Origin of the sequence: Dactylosporangium sp. CA-233914 (assembly GCF_050942935.1) — a bacterium.
GTDB lineage: Bacteria > Actinomycetota > Actinomycetes > Mycobacteriales > Micromonosporaceae > Dactylosporangium.
Map to the genome: position 1 here is coordinate 2,399,507 of NZ_CP192030.1, position 14,811 is coordinate 2,414,317.

The 14,811-nt window shown below is 71.9% G+C and carries 11 protein-coding genes; 3 read left to right on the plus strand and 8 right to left on the minus strand.

The window, feature by feature from the left end; genetic code table 11:
* Positions 1-1,149 precede the first annotated feature (1,149 nt).
* From ACQPY0_RS11045 to ACQPY0_RS11065, 5 genes are all read right to left on the minus strand, one after another.
* Positions 1,150-1,977 (minus strand): caspase family protein, encoded by an 828-nt coding sequence (locus ACQPY0_RS11045; protein WP_432987529.1) that lies wholly within the window; start codon positions 1,975-1,977, stop codon positions 1,150-1,152.
* 630 nt (positions 1,978-2,607) lie between these two features.
* Positions 2,608-3,000 carry a hypothetical protein gene (locus tag ACQPY0_RS11050; RefSeq protein ID WP_432987531.1) on the minus strand — a complete coding sequence of 131 codons (393 nt, stop codon included), beginning with the start codon at positions 2,998-3,000 and terminating at the stop codon, positions 2,608-2,610.
* Positions 2,997-3,818, minus strand: a complete 822-nt coding sequence (locus ACQPY0_RS11055; RefSeq protein WP_432987533.1) for a DUF692 domain-containing protein — start codon at positions 3,816-3,818, stop codon at positions 2,997-2,999. Before ACQPY0_RS11055 ends, ACQPY0_RS11050 begins: the two co-directional genes overlap by 4 nt.
* The gene (locus ACQPY0_RS11060; protein ID WP_432987535.1) at positions 3,815-4,750 is read right to left on the minus strand and encodes a TIGR04222 domain-containing membrane protein; all 936 of its coding nucleotides are present in this window, start codon (positions 4,748-4,750) and stop codon (positions 3,815-3,817) included. Before ACQPY0_RS11060 ends, ACQPY0_RS11055 begins: the two co-directional genes overlap by 4 nt.
* A gap of 82 nt (positions 4,751-4,832) precedes the next feature.
* Positions 4,833-5,420, minus strand: coding sequence for a TetR/AcrR family transcriptional regulator (locus ACQPY0_RS11065; protein ID WP_432987537.1), 588 nt, complete (start codon positions 5,418-5,420; stop codon positions 4,833-4,835).
* Between the two features lie 155 nt (positions 5,421-5,575).
* On the opposite strand from ACQPY0_RS11065, the gene ACQPY0_RS11070 reads away from it, so the two are divergent.
* Complete coding sequence (locus ACQPY0_RS11070) at positions 5,576-6,223, plus strand: HAD family hydrolase (protein ID WP_432987539.1); 648 nt, start codon at positions 5,576-5,578, stop codon at positions 6,221-6,223.
* Between the two features lie 150 nt (positions 6,224-6,373).
* The gene (locus tag ACQPY0_RS11075) at positions 6,374-7,264 is read left to right on the plus strand and encodes a serine protein kinase RIO (protein ID WP_432987541.1); all 891 of its coding nucleotides are present in this window, start codon (positions 6,374-6,376) and stop codon (positions 7,262-7,264) included.
* A 165-nt stretch (positions 7,265-7,429) separates the two neighbouring features.
* On the opposite strand, the gene ACQPY0_RS11080 is transcribed toward ACQPY0_RS11075, so the two are convergent.
* Together ACQPY0_RS11080 and ACQPY0_RS11085 are read right to left on the minus strand one after the other, a co-directional pair.
* Positions 7,430-7,762 carry a hypothetical protein gene (locus ACQPY0_RS11080; RefSeq protein WP_432987543.1) on the minus strand — a complete coding sequence of 111 codons (333 nt, stop codon included), beginning with the start codon at positions 7,760-7,762 and terminating at the stop codon, positions 7,430-7,432.
* A gap of 110 nt (positions 7,763-7,872) precedes the next feature.
* Positions 7,873-8,832 carry a quinone oxidoreductase family protein gene (locus ACQPY0_RS11085; RefSeq protein WP_432987545.1) on the minus strand — a complete coding sequence of 320 codons (960 nt, stop codon included), beginning with the start codon at positions 8,830-8,832 and terminating at the stop codon, positions 7,873-7,875.
* 104 nt (positions 8,833-8,936) lie between these two features.
* Here ACQPY0_RS11085 and ACQPY0_RS11090 point away from each other — a divergent pair, with 104 nt between their 5' ends.
* On the plus strand, positions 8,937-11,891 hold the full coding sequence (locus tag ACQPY0_RS11090) for an Hsp70 family protein (RefSeq protein WP_432987547.1): 2,955 nt from the start codon (positions 8,937-8,939) through the stop codon (positions 11,889-11,891).
* A 110-nt stretch (positions 11,892-12,001) separates the two neighbouring features.
* On the opposite strand, the gene ACQPY0_RS11095 is transcribed toward ACQPY0_RS11090, so the two are convergent.
* The gene (locus ACQPY0_RS11095) at positions 12,002-14,767 is read right to left on the minus strand and encodes an aconitate hydratase (RefSeq protein WP_432987549.1); all 2,766 of its coding nucleotides are present in this window, start codon (positions 14,765-14,767) and stop codon (positions 12,002-12,004) included.
* Between the last annotated feature and the right edge of the window lie 44 nt (positions 14,768-14,811).

Genomic DNA, 14,811 nt, shown 5'->3' on the forward strand with positions numbered 1-14,811 from the left:
CCAGCCCGCGTGTCTACGTGCTCGTGCCTGTGCGCCCGCCACAGGCCTGCGCGTGCTGGCCCCTCGACGGGCTTGCGCCTGCTCGCGCGTTCATCGGGCAGCGCCTGCCCACGCGCGTAAGGGCCCGCGCCTGCCGCGCCCTCATGGGCCGCGCCTGCCGCGCCCTCATGGGCCGCGCCTGCTCGCCCGTCGCATGGGCCGCGCCTGCCCAGCTCAAGTACACATCGGCCGACTTCGCGCGCTCCTTCGCCCGTTGGAAGGTGCGCCAGTCGATGGGCCGGGTCGGCTCGCGCTTCGACAACGCCGTGGCCGAGGCCACCTTCTCCAGCATCAAGGTCGAGTACGTCCACCGTCGCCAGTTCCGCACTCGCGGCGAGGCGCGGCTGGATCGCCACCTGGATCACCGATTTCGACAACCGTCGCCAGCGTCACTCCGTCTGCGACGGACGTTCATCCATCGGTCACGAACGATCAACACCTCGGGCGATGGAGGCTCAAGCCGCATAACGGAGTCCTTCACGGTTCCAGGGGATCGACACCCACGCCTGCCCACCCGCGCAAGGGCCTGCGCCGGCTCGCGCGTTCATGGGCTCGCTCTGGCCCGTGCGCCACGGGCCTGCGCCTGCTCGTCGTTGGGCGGCTGGTGGGGTGCTGGCGTGGTCGCGGCGCCGGGACTGCTCAGGGATCGTGGATGTCGGCGGGCGGTGGATGTGGTCGGGCCTTCTGTCGGTGCTGGCGGCTGTTTGCGGTGATCGATGGGATCGTTTGCTGGGTTGTCTGTTTTGCTCCCACCCCTACTGTTGGTGATCGTTCGGTGCGTTGTCGCGGGCCATGTCCGCGCTGGCGGGACGAGAGTGCGCGGTTCTGCGTGTGCGGCGGTTCGGCGGGCGCCTGCGGTGCTCGCGTTGCCACGGCTGATGGCGCGGCCGGATGGGCCTATTGCGGGCTCCGTCGCGCGGTGAGCGGGTTGGGTCTGGCTTGGTGGTTGGCTGGAGCATGGCAGGACATCTGGTGGGGGCTGGCCGCCGCCGATGGGGGAGCGGCTTGGGCACGGGCGGGCATGGGGGAACTCGCCCGTGCCGTTGTGCCGGTGACCTTTTCGGGCCGAGGCCTCGGTGGCGGGGGCGCCTTGGTCTGCGGGGGACGAGGTTACGACAGGAGCGGCCACGCCAGTTGGGGCTTGGTGGCTTGGAGGGACGGGGTCTGCGGGTAGGTCTCGCTGGGGAGGGTTGCGCGGATGGCGTTCAGCCAGTCGCGGTAGGTGGCCTTCGGGGGCAGGCCGGCCAGGGTTGTCAGGGCCACGTAGGTGAAGGCGCCGTTGGGGCGGCCGTCGAAGGTGGCGTCGTATGAATACTCGGGGTCGGTGCAGCCGGACAGGAGCAGGGCTGTCGGGCGGGGGTCGGGCTTGCGGGGCGTTTTCGTTGCGGCGGCCGCGCGGAGATAGCCCTGCGGGGGCAGGAACGTGGACGGGGGCAGGAAGCGGGGGCGGGCGGGGAGAACGTGCGGGGCGGTGACGTCGAGAGGGGTCAGGGCGAGCGGCGGCGTGGGGGCGTGGGCGAGCCTCGTCAGGGTGCCCGAGTGGCAGGAGTCGGAGATCAGGACGGTGCGGACTCCCTCGGGGGCCAGGGCGAACAGGTCGTGGAGCTCGTCGTCCAGCAGGGGGCCGTTCTCGGCGATGTCGTGGGGGCAGAGCGCCTCGTCGCGGTGGTCGGGCTCGTCGCCGTTGGTGTCGGGGAGCCAGGTGCCGTGGCCCGAATAGGTGATCACCACCGCGTCGCCGGTCGTTGCCTGGGACAGCAGGGAGCGGATGGCCGTTCGGATCGCTTCGCCCGAGGCGGCCTCGTCCAGGAGGCGGCGGGTCGTGAAGCCGCGGGACTGCAGCGCGGCGGACCAGTCCTCGGCGTCGTTGCGGCAGCCGGACAGGTCGTTGGCGGTGCCAGGGTAGTCGTTGATGCCGATGCACACTGCGAGTTTCATGAGTTCCCCCGTGAGGTTGAGTGGGCCTTCGTATAGATGGCGTCACGGAGGGTGCTGGCGGTTCGGTGCCGTGGACTGGCGGATTCGCGATACCCGCTCAAGCGTGCAAATCGGACACTATCGATGAAAGGTCCGGTGGTGGTGCGGGCGGAGTCGAGGGCGCCGGGTCGGCCAGGGCGGCCACGCGGCGGAGTTCGGCAAGCAGTGCCTCGTCGGGGTCGTCGGCAGTCATGGTCTGGCGAATGGGACGCACGCCCGGCTCCTGGGGGTGGTGGCCGAGCGGGTGCCAGGTAAGCGGCGGTGCCTTCGCTGCATGAGTGTCTCCGTCCCCGTTCGGGCGTCGCCGGGTCGGTGGGCGGCGCCGTCTTGCTGACATGAGGACGGGCTGGTCGTCGCTGATACAAGTCCGGGCAGATCGTTCGGGTCCGTTCGATCCTTGCCCATGGTGATCGGGCGGCGGCCGGGATGCTTCAGACGGCCGCGATGCTGCCGCCGTCGACGGGGAGGGCCACGCCGGGCCCAGGGGCGGACACGGCCGCGCGGACCGCCAACTCGGTGGGGCCGGCGTCGACCGCCCGGGCGCCGTCGGTGACCAGGGGCTGGGCGGCCGGGCCACGTAAGGCGCGGCGCTCAGCGGCGGCGGAGGCGGGACAACAGGCCCCGGCGGCGGGGGACGGGGGCGCAGGAGCCGTCGTAGGTGTACTCGGCCTCGCGCTCCCTCAGCTCCTCCCGGGCCAGCGCGGGCAGCGCCCCGCCCCGGGCCCTGGCGAAGTCCCAGCCGTCGCGGAGCGAGCCGTTCGGCGGGCGGTCCTCGGCCCAGGCCGCGAAGACCCCCGGCCAGTCGGGGCCGTACGACGCGGCCAGGAACGGCCACGTGCGGGCCACCTCGCCGGCGCGCTTGCGGCGCAGCGCGGATTTCGTCGCGCGTACGGCCGCCGGGTCGAAGCCCGCGGGCAGCTCGCCGCCCGCGACCAGGGCCGCGACCAGCGCCTGCTGCCGGGCGGCCAGATCGGGTGCGCTCATGTGATCGCCGGCCGGCCCGCGGCCGCGGCGATGGCGTCGAGCTCGGCCGACAGGGCGGCCGCGGGCGGATACTCGCCGTCGCGCTCCAGCATCAGGGCCGGTGGGGTGGTGCGGGCGCACAGGTCCTTGACCAGGGTCAGGACCTCCGGCGGGATCGCGTCGGTGTGGGTGTCGTGGTAGTAGCCGCCGTGCTGCATGCCACCGGCCACGTGAACGTACGCGATGCGCGAAAGTGGCAGCTCGTCCAGCAGTGCCGCCGGGGACTCGCCGCGGTTGCGGGCGTTGGCGTAGACGTTGGCGATGTCCAGCAGCAGGCCGCAGCCGGTGCCCTCGAGGATCTCGGTCAGGAACTGGGCCTCGGTCAGCTCCGGGTCGGGCCAGTCGAACAGGGCGGCGATGGGCTCCAGGGCCAGCGGCACACCGCCGAGCGCCGACTGGGTGCGGCGGACGTTCGCGACGATCGCGTCGAGCGACTCGCGGGTGCGGGGGACCGGCAGGAGGTGGCCGGCCTCCAGGCCGCCGGCGCGCACGAACGCGATGTGCTCGCTGACCAGCGGGGCGTTGAGCAGCTGGGCGCACTCGTAGAGGTGGGCGGCGCGCTCGTCGGAGATCGGCTCGGCGCCGCCGAGGGAGAGCTTCACGCCGTGCGGGACCACGCAGACCCCGCGGGCGACGAGCTCGGCGAGCGCGTCGGGCAGGGGCGCGTGGGTGTGCACGGACTCGGCGACCACCTCGGTGAAGCGCAGCCCGGGCAGGCCCGCCACATAGCCGGCGATCTCCGGCCGCCAGCCGATGCCCACACCGTACGACACACTCATCCGCCACATCCTCCGCCGCCGCCACAGCTCGATCCGCCGCTGCAGCTCGAACCGCTCGAGCACGACGAACCGCTGGAGTCGCTGCTGGAGGAGGACGAGCCGGAGCCGAAGTAGCCGGTGCCGGTCTGGGCGATGTTGCGCTGCAGCTCGGCCTCGGCGGCGAAGGCCGGATCGGCGAGCCAGAACGCGCCGACGCCGAAGACGGCGACGCTCAGGGCCGCGGCCTGCGGGCCGTAGGTGGCCCAGGACGGCTTCTGGCTGGGCGCGAGGTGGCGGGCGTCACGCCGCATCTTGTTGAGGATCTTCTTGCCGGACGAGGTCACCCGCGGCACGGCCAGCAGCGCGAAGGCCGCGATGACCACCGGGATCATGAGCAGCACCAGGTTGGTGACCGGCTTGTCGTTGGCGACACCGGCGAAGATCCGGGCGATGCCCAGCGCCACGACGGCGAAGACGACCAGGGAGCCCGTGCGCACGGCCCGGCGGCCCTGCTCGTCGAGGATCCAGCCGGCCTGGGTGAGCTCGGATTCCGTGCGGTCGAGAATCGACCGGGCGTTGGCGTGGGTGAGCGCGCCCGTGGTCGTGATGCCGTTGAGCGTGAGCGCGTGGACGACCCGGTCCAGCTCGGACGCGCCGGTCGGCGGCGGCGCGACCTGGCGCAGGTAGCCGCGCTTGTCGCTCTCGATGGAGCCGGCGGCGCGCAGGGCGGCGAGGGAGCTGTAGACGGCGAGGCGGCGATCCCCGTTGATCAGCGCGGCCTGGGTCGGGGTGAGGTCGCGGGCGTTGCGCAGCGACGGGCCGCCGGTGTACGAGCGCCGCCAGATGAGCACGCCGATGATCGCAACAGCGGCGAGGCCGAAGTACAGCCACAGGAACTGCGGGCCCGGGACGCCCCAGGTGTCGCCCGGCCCCGCCACGATCGATGTCGTCATGGGCCCAGTGTGGGCGGCACTGTCGAGTGCGGCGTGTCGCCGGCCGGACACTTGAGGAAACCTTGTGGCGGACAGCGACCCTTCACTTGCGCCGTACGGCCGCCTCCACCAGGTTCAGCACCGCCTCCAGGTCGGCGGCCGGGCGTCCGGTCGCCAGGTGCAGGACCAGGCCGTCGTAGGCGAGCTCCAGGAACTGCGCCAGGATGCCGATCGGCACGTCGTCGCGCAGCACCCCGGCCTCGCGCTGGCGCTGCAGGCGCTCGCGGGTGGCCTCGGCGACGGCCTCGGAGCGGGCGGCCCAGCGCTTGGCGAACTCGGGGTCGGTGCGCAGCCGCCGGGAGACCTCCAGCTGGCTGCCGAGCCAGCCGGTCACGTCCGGCTCGCCGGTGCCGGCGGCCGAGGCGTCGGTGAGCAGGTCGCGCATGACCTGCACCAGGCCGTGCTGGGCGACGGTGGCTACCATGGCGGTGGCGTCGTCCTCGGCGACGGCCAGGAAGAGCGAGTCCTTGTCGCGGAAGTGGTGGAAGATCGCGCCGCGGGACAGGCCGATCTCCTCCTCGAGGCGCCGAACGGTCGCGCCCTCGTAGCCGTGGCGGGCGAAACAGGTCCGGGCGCCGGTGAGGATCTCCCTCCGGCGCGCGTCGAGCTGGTCCTGGCTCACCCTTGGCACAAGGTCGATTATGCAAGCCGTACATACGGTTTGCATACAAGGGTGTTGCCGGCTTGTTTCATGCCGGTCTTTTGACCAGTTTTGCGCCGTTTTGTCGATGGCTACACAGAGATGAGGATCTGTTCGATATCAATCCGGTCACGTAACCTGCCCGCGTGCCCCTGTTGTTGCTCAGCCTGGACGACACCCTGCTGGACAGGGCTGGGGCGTTCCGCGCGTGGGCGAGCGAGTTCCTCCGGGAGATCGGCGCCCCTGAGTACGACCTCGAGTGGCTGCTCTCCGTCGACGCCGACGGCATGAACTCGACGTGGGACGTGGCCGAGGGCCTGCGCGAGCGGTACGGCCTGCGGTACAGCGCGCTGGACCTCGTCGAGGAGATTCGCGGCGCGATCATGGACCGGGTCCGGCTGGACCCGCTGACCGCCTGCGCCCTCGCGATCGCCGAGGACTCCGGCTGGGTGCCGGTCGTGGTGACCAACGGCGAGTCCCGGCAGCAGGAGGAGAAGCTGCGAAAGACCGGGCTCGACCGGTACCTCGCCGACTGGGTCGTCTCCGATGAGGCCGGCGTGCGCAAGCCCAACCCGCGCATCTTCGCCATCGCCGCCGAGCGCGCCCGGATGCGCCTGGGCGGCGCGTGGATGATCGGCGACAGCCCCGAGGCCGACATCGGCGGCGCCGACGCGGCCGGGGTGCGTAGCGTCTGGCTGCATCGCGGCCGCCGCTGGAGCGAGCGGCGCTACGCGCCGACCAGGACGGCCGACGGCGTGATCGCCGCGATCGCCGAGGTGATGGCGGCGCGCTGAGAAAATCGGTTGCGCTTCCTTTGGTCGTACCGCATGTTGGGTCCCATCGCTCCGAGTCGACGAGAGGGGGTTGGTTCGCATGGCTGCCGTCACGGCGCGCTTCCGCATGCCCACCTTTCTTCCTCTTCTCTCGACTCAGGAGATCTCGCGTTGCGCGACCGAAACTTCGCCTCATCCCGTCGTCGCCGCTTCGATGACGACGACCCGACCTTCCTGAAGCGTCTCTCCCACGACTTCGACGTCGCGTGGGACTCGGCGCAGAACGACGACGAAGCCGGCTGGACCACCTGGGGCGCCGGCGGGGTCCAGCACGGACCCGAGCCCCGGCCCGACTGGGTGATCACCGAGCTGGCCGCCCGCGACACCGACCGCGGGGTGCTCAAGACCGGCAAGGAGGCCGACGTTCACCTCGTCGAGCGGGCCGTGCCCGGGACGGGGCGCTCGGTGCTGCTGGCCGCCAAGCGATACCGCGACGCCTCGCACCGGATGTTCCACCGCGACGCCGGCTACCTCGAGGGGCGCCGCGTCCGCGCGTCCCGCGTCACCCGCGCGATGGAGGGCCGCACCGCCTTCGGGCGCGAGGCCATCGCGGGGCAGTGGGCGGCGGCGGAGTTCGCCGCGCTCGCCGGGCTGTGGGAGCTCGGGGTCAGCGTGCCGTACCCCGTGCAGCTGCTCGGCACCGAACTCATGCTCGAGTTCGTCGGGGCGCCCGACGGGACCGCGGCACCGCGGCTGGCCCAGACCCGGCCCACCCGGCCGGAGCTGGAACACCTGTGGTGGCAGCTCGTCGACGCCCTGCGCGTGCTGGCCCGGGCGGGGCTGGCGCACGGGGACCTCTCGCCGTACAACCTGCTGGTCGACGGCTCCCGGCTGGTCCTCATCGACCTGCCGCAGATCGTCGACGTGGTGATCAACCCGAACGGGGCCGACTTCCTCGCCCGGGACGTCACCAACGTGGCCAACTGGTTCACGGGCAAGGGGCTGGCGATCGACCCCGAGCCGCTGATCGTCGAGCTGCTGCACGACGCCGGCGTGCGGTGAGACGGTGCTGCGGCCCCGCCCGGGTTCGTGGCCGGGCGGGGCCGCAGCGGCGCGGACGGCGGGGAGGGTGGTCGCCGGTTCCGCAGGTTCGGGCTTGTTCCCGACAGGCCGTGGCCTGGGCTCTGGATCGACAAGTCGGGCGCTCCGCGCCGCGACTGGCCGGATTTATCGCCTGACGTGGTATGAGTCCGAAAAAGAGGTGTCATTCCAGGCGCCACCGCCCAGGGCCGAGGCGACGGCGAACGTGCGCTTGCGGCCCCGGTAGCCGGCGATGCGGCCGCCGAGCAGCAGCAGGCCGCCGAAGGTCAGCGTGTAGGTTGCGACCACCCGCTGCTGGTTGGCGTGCGGCAGGGCGACGTTCACGACGGTGGCGTCGAGCACGAGCATGAGCTGGGCGACGGCGATGATCGCCAGGGCGAACCAGCGTCGCGGGTACGCGTGCAGCGGCGTCAGCACGGCGGTGGCCGCGTGCTTACCCCCGGTGGACGCGTGACTCATGGTGCGGGTTCCCCTCCGCGCGGACTGTCGCGATCGCTCCTGAAAACCATTGAAGGTCTACTGGCGCGGCCGCTCGCGGATTCCGCCAGGTTCGTGTTTTGAGACCGTGGTCACGGAATGACGAGCAGTTTTCCGGTGGTCTGCCGGCCCTCCAGCGCCGCGTATGCGTCGGCCACCGCGTCCAGCGGATAGCGCCCGGTGACGGCCGGGTCGATGACGCCCTCGGCGACCCAGCGGAACAGTGCTCCGGCGCGGTCGAGCAGTTCGGCGCGCGAGGCGATGAAATGGCCCAGCGTCGGGCGGGTGAGGAAATAGGAGCCGGCCATCAGCCGCAGCGGGTCGAACGGCGGGACCTTGCCGCTGGCGGCGCCGAAGAGCACCAGCGTGCCCCGCGGGCGCAGCGCCTGCAGGCTGGTGTCGAACGTGTCCGCGCCGACCCCGTCGTAGACCGCGTCGACGCCGGCGCCGCCGGTGAGCTCGCGGACCGCGTCCAGGGCGGCGTCGTAGGGCACGGCGCGTACGGCCCCCGCCGCCTCCGCCAGGTTCCGCTTCTGCGGGGTGGACGCCGTGGCGAGCACCCGGCCGCCGAGGTGCGTGACGATCCGGGTGAGCAACTGCCCCATGCCCCCGGCGGCGGCGTGGACGAGGACGGTCGCGCCGGGGCGCACGGCGAACGAGTCGTGGGTGAGGTAGTGGGCGGTGAGGCCCTGCAGCATCACCGCGGCCGCCTGCTCGGTGCTGACCTCCTCGGGTACGGGCACGAGCCGATCGGCCGGCACCAGCGCCTGCTCGGCGTGGCTGCCGGGGACGCCCGTCCAGGCCACCCGGTCGCCGGGGGCCAGGCCGCGCACGTCGTCGGCGAAGGAGAGCACGGTGCCGGCGCCCTCGCTGCCCAGCACCGCCGGCAGCGGAACCTGGTAGGTGCCGGTGCGCTGGTACACGTCCATGTAGTTGACCCCGCTGGCGCCGACGAGCACCAGGACCTCGCCCGGGCCGGGCCGCGGATCGGGGCTCTGCCGCACTCGCAGGACCGAGCGATCGCCGTACTCGCCGAACACCACCGCACGCATCGGGTTGCCTCCTAGATTGTCAGGTTCTTGTCTACCCCAAGCCGCCGATCAAAAATGTCGTACCACTGCCGTAGCATCCGGGAGTCTTTGGAGGTGAGCTCGCGGTGGCCCCGACCCCGACCCATCGTCTCGCGATCGACCTGGGCACCTGCCACACCGTCGCGGTGGTGCACCGCGGCGACGAGGCGCCCCGTGCCCTGCTCTTCGACGGCTCGCCCGTCATGCCGTCGGGCATCTACGCCGACGAGCAGGGCCGTATCAGCGTCGGGCGGGACGCCGAGCGCCTCTCCCAGCTGGCCCCGGAGCGCTTCGAGCCCTATCCGAAGCGCAGCATCGACGAGGGCTCGGCCCTGCTCGGCTCGGTCGAGGTCACCATCGTGGAGATGCTCGCCTCGCTGCTGCGCCGGGCCGCGGAGGAGTCGCTGCAGGCCGGCGTCAACCCGGTCGGCTCGACCGTGCTCACCTGCCCGGCCGACTGGGGCGGCCAGCGCCGCGGGGTGCTGCTGGAGGCGGCCCGCGCGGCCAACCTCGGCCCCGTGGTGCTCGTCGACGAGCCGATCGCCGCAGCGACGTACTGTCTGCGGGTTCTCGGCCAGCAGGTCGCCCCGCTGCAGTCGCTGGCGGTGTTCGACTTCGGCGGCGGCACGCTGGACGTCTCCGTGGTCCGCCGCGAGTTCGACGGGCTGCGGGTCCTCGGCGTCGGCGGCCTCGACGACCTCGGCGGCGTCGACATCGACGCGGCCCTCGTCGGCCACCTCGGCCAGCTCATCAACCTGCGTCACCCCGAGCTGTGGCAGCGGCTGGCCAACCCGGACAGCGTCGCCGCCAAGCGTGACCGCCGCGAGCTGTGGACCGAGGTCCGCGCCGCGAAGGAGATGCTGTCGCGGGCCGCGTCCGCGCCGGTGCACCTGCCCGGCACCGACGAGGCGCTGCACCTGACCCGCGAGGAGCTGGAGCGGGTCGCCGGGCCGCTCATCGACCGGGCCGTGGACGAGACCCGCCGGGTGCTGGAGCGGGCCGGCGTCGACGTGCGCCAGCTCGCCGGCATCTTCCTGGTCGGCGGGTCCAGCCGCATCCCGCTCGTCGCGAGCCGCCTGCACGCCCGGTTCGGGGTCGCGCCGGTCGTGCCCGAGCAGCCGGAGCTCCCGGTCGCCTACGGCGGCATGCTCGCCGTCGGCACCCCGTCGCAGCAGCAGTTCGACGCGCCGCCGGTCCCTGGCCCCCGCCCGGCCCCGGGCACGCCCGCGCCGCCCCCGGGGCAGTCGCCCGCCTTCCTGCCGCCGACCGGCATCCCGGTCTCGGGCGCTTTCCCGGTCTCCGGCCTCCCGACGTCGCAGACCTCTCCCGGCGCCTACGGCTCGCCCGCGGGCCTCACCTCGCAGGCGTTCCCGGCCGCCCCGGCGTCGCCCGGCGGGCAGCCGCCGGGCCTGCTGAGCCCACAGCGGCCGGTCGCGCCGAGCATGGCCGTCGGCACCCCGGCGCCGCCGCCCATGGCCCCGCCGGGCCTGAACCAGCCTCCGGGCCTGAATCGGCCGCCGGGTTACGGGCCGCCGATCATCGTGCGCGAGCGTCGCCGGCGCACCGGGCCGTGGATCGCGCTCGTGATCGTGCTGGCCATCATCGGCGGGTGCGTCTACGGCGGCAACCGGTTCTTCGGCTGGGTGGGCGACCAGTTCGAGTCGGCCAAGAACGGCTTCCCCGGCTTCGACACCGGAACCGACGGGCCGGGCCAGGTCGACGGGCTCAACGCCGGCGAGGTGATCCAGCTCAACTCCGACGGCGCCATCGCCGCCGTGGCCGGCAATGGCAACATCTACACCGCGCAGGTCAACGCGGGCGCGACGGTCGTGACCGGCTACGAGACCGCGGGCAAGTCGATCTGGAACGTGCAGCTGCAGATGGAGCCGGCCAAGCTCGCGCTGCGCGTGATCGGCAACCTGCTCATCGTCGACGGCGAGGACGACGCCAAGCTCGGCGGCGACGGCAAGCAGGAGTCGCGCTCGGTCATCAACCTGGCCACCCAGAAGGCGGTGTGGACGAAGCCCTGGGACGACCGGATCGACCTGATCTACCTGGGCACCGACGCCATCGTGGAGCACCGCGACTGGAGCAAGCCGACCCTGGACCGGGTCAACCTCGCCGACGGCTCGACGAAGTGGTCCGCCGGCGTCGAGCAGAGCGGCCACCGCATCAACGGCCAGCGCGGGGCCAAGCCGGCGCTGCACTGGCCCACCTCCGACACCGGGGCCGGGACCATCGTGCCGACCTACGGGCTGTCGTTCTCCGGCTACTGGCCGTTCCAGGAGTCGCTGACCGGCGGCGCCTTCGCGGTGCAGCTGCTCAGCGACACCAAGGCCGCCACCATCGACCTCAACACCGGCAAGCAGACCGCCTCCGGCACCTACACCAAGGGCATGACGAAGGACTCCTGGCTGGTCTACAACGACCTGGCGATGTTCCGGCCCGACGCGGACGGCAGCGTGGTGGCGTACAAGATCCAGAACTGGCAGAAGGCGTGGGAGTTCAAGGCGGATTCCGGCACGAAGGTCGACGACCTGCGCCCGTGCGGGCAACAGCAGATCTGCGTCGCGGGCGAGCGGGGCTCCGACAAGCACGATCTTATCGCCATCGACACCACCAACGGCCAGGCCAAGTGGAAGAAGCCGTCGATCAAGGACCGCAGCGGCACCCTGACCGGCACCGAGGAGCCCAACTGGGTCGTGATGGACGGCAAGCTCGTCCGCGGTCACGGCGTGTTCGACTCGATCGGCGACGCGGCCGTGGTCGACCCGGCCACCGGCAACGAACAGGTCGTGCTGGGCAAGGGGCTGTCGGTGCAGGACGTCCAGGCCGGCTACGGCAACAAGGTCGTCATCGAGAGCGTCGTGCCGGGCAAGTCCACCTGGAAGGCCTGCATCTACAGCCTCGACGGCAAGGTGATCGGCTCGGGCGGGGTGCCGACGCTGCTGCAGGACGTGTCGCTGAGCAACGACTCGCTGGTGCTCCTGGACAAGGACAACGCGAAGGTGTACCGCTACCAGATCCCCGCGGGCAAGTAGGCGCAAACGGAGAACGGCGGCCGTCGCCCGGTGTGGGTCCGTCTCGGCGAAGCCTCACGGAGCCAGACCGGGCGGAGCCTACGGCCGCCGTTCGCGTGTGACGGTGCCGGCTACGCGGCGATCATCTTGCGCAGGACGTACTGCAGGATGCCGCCGTGGCGGTAGTAGTCCGCCTCGCCGGGCGTGTCGATGCGCACGACCGCGTCGAACTCGACGCCGGTGTCCGTGCTCACCTTCACCGTGCGCGGGGTGCCGCCCTCGTTGAGCTGCTCGACGCCGGTGATCGTGAACGTCTCGGTGCCGGACAGGCCCAGCGAGTCGGCCGAGGAGCCCTGCGGGAACTGCAGCGGCAGCACGCCCATGCCGATGAGGTTCGAGCGGTGGATGCGCTCGTACGACTCGGCGATGACGGCCCGCACGCCCAGCAGCGCGGTGCCCTTGGCGGCCCAGTCGCGCGAGGAGCCGGAGCCGTACTCCTTGCCGGCCAGGATCACCAGCGGCACGCCGGCCTCGGCGTAGGCGACCGAGGCGTCGTAGATGGTGCTCTGCTCGCCGGTGAGGTGGTTGACCGTCACGCCGCCCTCGGTGCCGGGCGCCAGCTGGTTGCGCAGCCGGATGTTGGCGAACGTGCCGCGGATCATCACCTCGTGGTTGCCGCGGCGGGAGCCGTACGAGTTGAAGTCCTTGCGCTCCACCCCGTGCTCGGCGAGATACTTGCCGGCGGGGGAGTCCGCCTTGATCGAGCCGGCCGGCGAGATGTGGTCGGTGGTGACCGAGTCGCCGAGCTTGGCCAGGACCCGGGCGCCGCTGATGTCGCTCACCGGCGACGGCTCGCCGGCCATGCCCTCGAAGTACGGGGGCTTGCGCACGTAGGTCGAGTCACCCGCCCAGTCGAACGTGTCGCCGGTCGGGGTCGGCAGCGAGCGCCACTGCTCGTCGCCGGCGAAGACGTCGGCGTAGCGGGTGGAGAACAGGTCCGAGCCGATGGCCGAGGCGATGGTGTCCTCGATCTCCTTCGGGCTCGGCCAGATGTCGCGCAGGTAGACCGGCTGCCCGTCCGAGCCGGTACCCAGCGGGTCGCTGGTCAGGTCGATGTCCATGGTGCCGGCGAGGGCGTAGGCGACCACCAGCGGCGGCGAGGCCAGGTAGTTCATCTTCACGTCCGGGTTGATCCGGCCCTCGAAGTTGCGGTTGCCCGACAGCACCGACACGACGGTGAGGTCGTGCTCGTTGACCGCGGCGCTGATCGGCTCCGGCAGCGGGCCGGAGTTGCCGATGCAGGTGGTGCAGCCGTAGCCGACGAGGTTGAAGCCGAGCTTGTCGAGGTAGGGCGTGAGGCCGGCCCGCTCGTAGTAGTCCGTGACGACCTTCGAGCCGGGCGCCAGGGTGGTCTTCACCCACGGCTTGCGGGCCAGGCCCTTCTCCACCGCGTTGCGGGCCAGCAGCGCCGCGCCGATCATGACCTGCGGGTTGGACGTGTTGGTGCAGGACGTGATGGCGGCGATGACGACCGCGCCGTGGTCGAGCTCGTAGTCCTCGACCCGCACCGGCTTGGACTGCCGGCCGTTCGCGCCCACGGCCGCCGAGACCAGCTCGTGCGGGCGGTCGCCGTTGGCCGTCAGGGTGTTGGCCGGCGGGTCGCTGGCCGGGAACGACTCGGCGCTGGCCTCGTCCGCCGGGCCCTCGACGCCGTCACCGACGTAGTCCTTCAGAACGGAGCGGAACATGGGCTTGGCGCTGCTCAGGGGCACCCGGTCCTGCGGGCGCTTCGGCCCGGCCAGGGACGGCTCGATGGTGCTGAGGTCGAGCTCCAGGCGCTCGGAGTAGTCCGGCTCGGCGGCCGGGTCGTGCCAGAGGCCCTGCTCCTTGGCGTAGGCCTCGACCAGGGCGACCTGGGCCTCGTCGCGGCCGGTCAGCCGGAGGTACTTGATGGTCTCGTCGTCGATCGGGAAGATCGCGACGGTCGAGCCGTACTCCGGGCTCATGTTGCCGATCGTGGCCCGGTTGGCCAGCGGCACCGCGCTCACGCCGGGGCCGTAGAACTCGACGAACTTGCCGACCACGCCGTGCTTGCGCAGCATCTCGGTGATCACGAGCACCAGGTCGGTGGCGGTGGTGCCCTCCGGCAGCTCGCCGCTGAGCTTGAAGCCCACGACCCGTGGGATGAGCATCGACACCGGCTGGCCGAGCATCGCGGCCTCGGCCTCGATGCCGCCGACGCCCCAGCCGAGCACGCCCAGGCCGTTGACCATCGTGGTGTGCGAGTCGGTGCCGACCACGGTGTCGGGGTAGGCCTGGCCGCCGCGGGCCATGATGACCCGGGCGAGGTATTCGATGTTGACCTGGTGCACGATGCCGGTGCCCGGCGGGACGACCTTGAACTCGTTGAACGCGGTCTGGCCCCAGCGCAGGAACTGGTAGCGCTCGCGGTTGCGCCCGTACTCCAGCTCGACGTTGCGCTCGAAGGCGTCCGGGCGGCCGAACAGGTCGGCGATGACGGAGTGGTCGATGACCAGCTCGGCCGGGGCGAGCGGGTTGACCCGCTTCGGGTCGCCGCCCAGCTCCACGACCGCCTCGCGCATGGTGGCGAGGTCGACCACGCACGGCACGCCGGTGAAGTCCTGCATCAGCACCCGGGCCGGGGTGAACTGGATCTCGACGCTCGGCTCGGCCGAGGCGTCCCAGCCGCCCAGCGCCCGGATGTGCTCGGCGGTGATGTTCGCGCCGTCCTCGGTGCGCAGGAGGTTCTCCAGGAGGATCTTCAGGCTGTACGGCAGCCGAGCGGCCCCCTCGACCTGGCCGATCCGGTAAATCTCGTAGCTGGCGTCGCCGACGCTCAGCTGGCTCTTTGCTCCGAAGGAGTCGAGGCTCGCCACGGCGTGTGCTCCTCTTCCGTCAAGTCGTGTTTCCCCAGTACCCA